3 protein-coding genes are annotated in these 4,503 nt (G+C 71.0%); 1 reads left to right on the top strand and 2 read right to left on the bottom strand.

The window, feature by feature from the left end; all coding sequences use genetic code 11:
- Nucleotides 1-37: 37 nt before the first annotated feature.
- Nucleotides 38-961, bottom strand: a complete 924-nt coding sequence (locus tag AOK23_RS40260; RefSeq protein ID WP_420823795.1) for a LuxR C-terminal-related transcriptional regulator — start codon at nt 959-961, stop codon at nt 38-40.
- Nucleotides 958-2,247 (bottom strand): ATP-binding protein, encoded by a 1,290-nt coding sequence (locus AOK23_RS40265; RefSeq protein WP_240496784.1) that lies wholly within the window; start codon nt 2,245-2,247, stop codon nt 958-960. Before AOK23_RS40265 ends, AOK23_RS40260 begins: the two co-directional genes overlap by 4 nt.
- Nucleotides 2,248-2,413: 166 nt before the next feature.
- On the opposite strand from AOK23_RS40265, the gene AOK23_RS40270 reads away from it, so the two are divergent.
- Nucleotides 2,414-4,090: a PspC domain-containing protein gene (locus AOK23_RS40270; protein ID WP_338056565.1), complete on the top strand. Its 1,677-nt coding sequence runs from the start codon at nt 2,414-2,416 to the stop codon at nt 4,088-4,090.
- Nucleotides 4,091-4,503 lie beyond the last annotated feature (413 nt).

A 4,503-nucleotide genomic window follows, 5' to 3' on the forward strand; every position in this document is an offset into this window, starting at 1 on the left:
ACGGGACCGCGGTCCCGTCGTCCTTGGTCGCTCAGCCTTACACCAGCCGTCGTGCCGTCGCCCATCTCGTCAGCTCATGCCGGTTGGAGAGCTGCAACTTGCGCAGCACGGCGGAGACATGGGACTCCACGGTCTTCACCGAGATGTAGAGCTGCTTGGCGATCTCCTTGTACGCATAGCCACGGGCGATGAGACGCAACACCTCACGCTCACGCTGGGTGAGGCGGTCGAGGTCTTCGTCGACAGGCGGGGCATCGGTGGAGGCGAAAGCGTCGAGGACGAAGCCGGCCAGCCGCGGGGAGAACACGGCGTCCCCGTCCTGGACCCGGAAGATGGAGTCGACGAGGTCGGTGCCAGTGATCGTCTTGGTGACATAACCCCGTGCACCGCCCCGGATCACCCCGATGACGTCCTCCGCCGCGTCCGACACGGACAGCGCGAGGAAACGAACCGGTCGTTCGGTGTCCGCCATCAACGCCGAACAGCGGCGCAGTACTTCCACTCCGCCACCGCCGGGGAGATGGACGTCCAGGAGCACCACCTCGGGGCGAGTGCTCGTGATCACCGAGACCGCCTGGTCGACATCAGGCGCCTCCCCGACGACCTCGACCCCCGTACGCTCCGTCTGCCCGATCTCGGCCTGCACTCCTGTACGGAACATACGGTGATCGTCGACGAGCACGACCCGAACATGCCGCCCCGGCCCGGACACCGCGGCCTCCGGCTCTCCCCCGGCCAGGGGCCCGCCGGAAGCGCCGGAAGCGCCGGAAGCGCCGGAAGCGGACGTGTCGGAGACACCGGCGTCCCCGAACGCCCTCTGGCCCACGTCCTCACCCTGCCGGCCACCAGCGGGTCCGGGACCGGGTTCCTGCGCGGCCCGGTCGCCTTCCCGACCCACGGTCGGTTCCGTGCCCGAACCGCTCTGCCCGGCAAGGTCGTTCGGCTCGTTCGCGTCACTCATGACGTCGTCTCCGCCCTCTCCATCTCCAGCTCGACCTCCGTGCCACCGCCCGGTACGGCGCGGAGCCGTGCCGTACCGCCGTTCCGTTCCATGCGGCCGATGATCGATTCTCTGACGCCCATGCGGTCGGCGGGTATCGCGTCGAGATCGAAGCCGGGACCGCGGTCACGCACGGACACGAAGACCGTCCTTCCCTCGACCTCGGCGAAGACCTGTACGGCGCCGCCCTCGCCACCGTACTTGGCGGCGTTCACCATCGCCTCGCGTGCGGCCTGCATCTGCGCGGTCAGTCCCTCGTCGAGGGGGCAGTCGCCGACGACGACCACTTCTATGGGCACTCCGTGCTTGTCCTCCACCTCCGCGGCGTTGCGCCGCACAGCCTCGGCGAGGGTGTCGGGCTCGTCGTCCTCGTCCTTTCCCGTTCCCTCGGGTTTGTACAGCCAGTTGCGCAGGTCGCGCTCCTGGGCGCGGGCCAGGCGGCGGACTTCGTTGGGGTTGTCCGCGTTGCGCTGTATCAGCGTCAGGGTGTGCAGCACCGAGTCGTGCACATGGGCCGCGACCTCCGCGCGTTCCTGGGCGCGGATGCGCATCAGGCGCTCCTCGGAGAGGTCCTGGGTCATCCTGACGAGATAGGGGCCCGCCAGCAGCGCTATCCCCACGAGGACCGCGAGCGCTGCCTGCAGCACCGAGCCGAGGTGGGCGGCGGAGCCTTGCAGGACGAATATCCCGGAGACGCCGGCGGTGACGAGCAGGACTCCGGCCACCGAGCGGAGCAGGGTGATGGTGCGCCGACGGCGGCCTACCTCGGCCCAGCGTGCCCGCCGGGCATTGTCCGCCTGACGCCAGACCAGGGCCACACCGGCGGCGACCAGCACCGTCGGCCAGAGATACGCTCGGGCGCCGTCGCCCAGATTCACATTGCCGACGAAGACCATGGCCACGACGACCATGAGGAGGAGGGCGACGATCTGGCCCCGGTCGGGCCGGCGGGCCACGAGTCTGCGGCGGCCGTCGGGTGAGGTCTCGGTGGTGATGGCCGAGGGCCGCTGATTGTCGACCCCGCCGACGCCGAGCGGCACGAAGAACCAGAACGCCGCGTACACCAGGGCGCCCAGGCCGTCTGCCGTGAACAGGCCGACGAACACGAGCCGGACCCAGATCACGGGCAGCCCGAGATGCCCTGCGAGCCCTCGCGCCACTCCGCCGAGCCAGCGACCGTCGCTGCTGCGGTAGAGCTTGCGCGGGGGCCGCGGAGTGTCGATGGGCAGTGCTGCGGCTTCCGGCATGCCATCGATGTTCACACGCACGGCCGATCGAGGCATCAGGGTCGATCCCCGAGACGCCCCTGATCTTCGGCGGAGCCATGATCGAACGCATCCCCGGGTGGATATCAGGGTTCGACCAGGGTCATCCCGACTGCCATCGAACCGGCACGGCGGTCACGATGGACGCATGACGGATCACCAGCACGCGGCATCGGAGTCGGGACCCACCTCGGGCCCCGACTCCCAGCGGCCGACCACCGAGCCGCAGGACGCCGTGCCCCCGCCGGGCACGGCAGAGGAGCCGCGCGCGCACGAGGGCTGGGGCACGGCGAAGGAGCCGCACCCGGGCTCGGGCACGCGCCCGGGCACGGGTATGCACGGGGGTGCGGGCGTGGGTGCGGGTGCGCATGCGGGTGCGGGCGCGCCCGCGGATCAAGCGGCCTACGGCGCGCATGCTGCCAGCTCGGGGGGTTCGGCTGGCCCGGGCGCCTCGTGGGGTTCGGGCACCTCGGGTGAGGGTGATCCGAAGGACCGAGCCGCTGCCGGCGGCTCTGCTGGTCCGGCGGGGCAGGCCGCTCCCGGTGACCCCGTCGGCGCCCTGGTCACTCCTCAGGGATTCCGCCGTGACCGGCGGTACAAGATGTTGGGCGGTGTCTGCGCCGGCCTCGGGCGGCAGTGCGACATGGACCCGGTGATCTTCCGGATCGTGCTCGCGGTGCTCTCCGCGACCGGCGGCCTCGGCCTCATCTTCTACGGCTTCGCCTGGCTGTTCGTGCCGTACGACGACGAGGAGGAGAACGAGGTACGGAAGCTGCTCACCGGCCGTGTCGACGGTCAGGCGCTGGCGGCCGTGCTCTTCGCGCTGGTCGGCTGCGGCGTGTTCCTCACGATGCTGGGCAACAGCACCGTCCTGACCTTCTCCGTGATCGTCTCCCTCCTCCTGGCCGGCGCGGGCTACTGGTCACGGCAGCGAGGCACCCCCGACCCCGACCCGTTGGCAGCCCAGGCCGTCGCCGACGCACCGCCGGAGGCCCAGGCACCCCCCGTGGCCGCCTCCTACCCGTCGTGGTGGCGGGACCCGATAGTCAAGGACGGCACCCACGTGGGCAGCACGGGCTATCTGTGGGGCCCTTGGGAGACCCGTGGGCGGGACATCTCCGCGGCGGTCAACATCGCCCGGGGCACCCCTTCGCGGCACGACATACACACCGCGCGCGGGCCTAAGCCGCGCGGGCCGCGCTGGATAGGCGGCTGGGTCTTCCTGCTCGCGCTGCTCGCCGGCGGTCTCGGGACCACCGCGACGTGGGAGGACCGCACGCTGGCGGCCAGCATGCAGACAGGGCTGGCCTGTGCGCTGGTGGTGTTCGGCCTGGGCATAGCGGTGAGCGCCTTCCTGGGCCGGACGGGAGCCGGGTCGATCTTCCTGGCCCTGGTCACCGCGGGGCTCCTGGCGGGCGCGGCGGCGCTCCCGTCGAACATCACGACGGAGTGGGCCCGCACCGAGTGGACACCGGGGAAGGCCGCGGACGTGGCGGCGCGGTACGAGTTGGGGACGGGAGTGGGCACGCTGGATCTGACGCGGGTGGACCTGGCGAAGGGCCAGACGTTGTCCACGAGTGTGGAAGTGGGCGCGGGCAAGGTGAAGGTCGTGGTCCCGTCGGACGTGACGGTGCGGCTCGACGTCCAGGTGGGCTTCGGTGACATCCAGCTGCCGGGCGAGGGCAAGGAGGACGTGGACGTGGCACCGGACAAGAGCGATCGTCTGACACTTTCCCCGGCCGAGGGCTCTGGGAGTGGCGGGACGATCACTCTCGACCTGGAGGTCGGTCTGGGACAGGCGGAGGTGGCCCGTGCTGCGGCATGAGTTCCAGCCCGGGAAGCTCGTCGGCGGACTCTTCGTGACCGCCGCCGGCGTCATCTACCTCGGCGATGCGGCCGGGGCCTGGCAGACACCGTGGTTCGTCGTCCTACCGCTCACCTTCGGCGGACTGTGCCTCGCGGGCGCCGTGGCCTTCATACACCACGCGATACGGGGCCACCGGGCGTCTGGCCGGACGGGAGGGGAGGACAGGCGGGAGCGGCGGGCTGGACAAGGCCGACAAGACCAACCGAGTCACCGGACGTAACAGGGGCCGTGGGGCGGACTGGCCTGTTGGGGACGGCTGGACCTCTGAGGAAGAGGGCGGCGACGGGAGGAGCGGAGTCCACGGAGCCGACGGGGCCAACGGGGCCAACGGGGCCAACGGAGCCGACGGAGCCAACGGAGCCGACGGAGCC

The organism is Streptomyces torulosus (assembly GCF_001419765.1).
In the GTDB taxonomy this organism is placed as follows: Bacteria; Actinomycetota; Actinomycetes; order Streptomycetales; family Streptomycetaceae; genus Streptomyces; species Streptomyces torulosus.

Bases quoted from the DNA above. Each gene is read 5' to 3' on its own strand.
- AOK23_RS40260 (WP_420823795.1), bottom strand. From the start codon at position 961: ATGAGTGACGCGAACGAGCCGAACGACCTTGCCGGGCAGAGCGGTTCG.
- AOK23_RS40265 (WP_240496784.1), bottom strand. From the start codon at position 2,247: ATGCCGGAAGCCGCAGCACTGCCCATCGACACTCCGCGGCCCCCGCGC.
- AOK23_RS40270 (WP_338056565.1), top strand. From the start codon at position 2,414: ATGACGGATCACCAGCACGCGGCATCGGAGTCGGGACCCACCTCGGGC.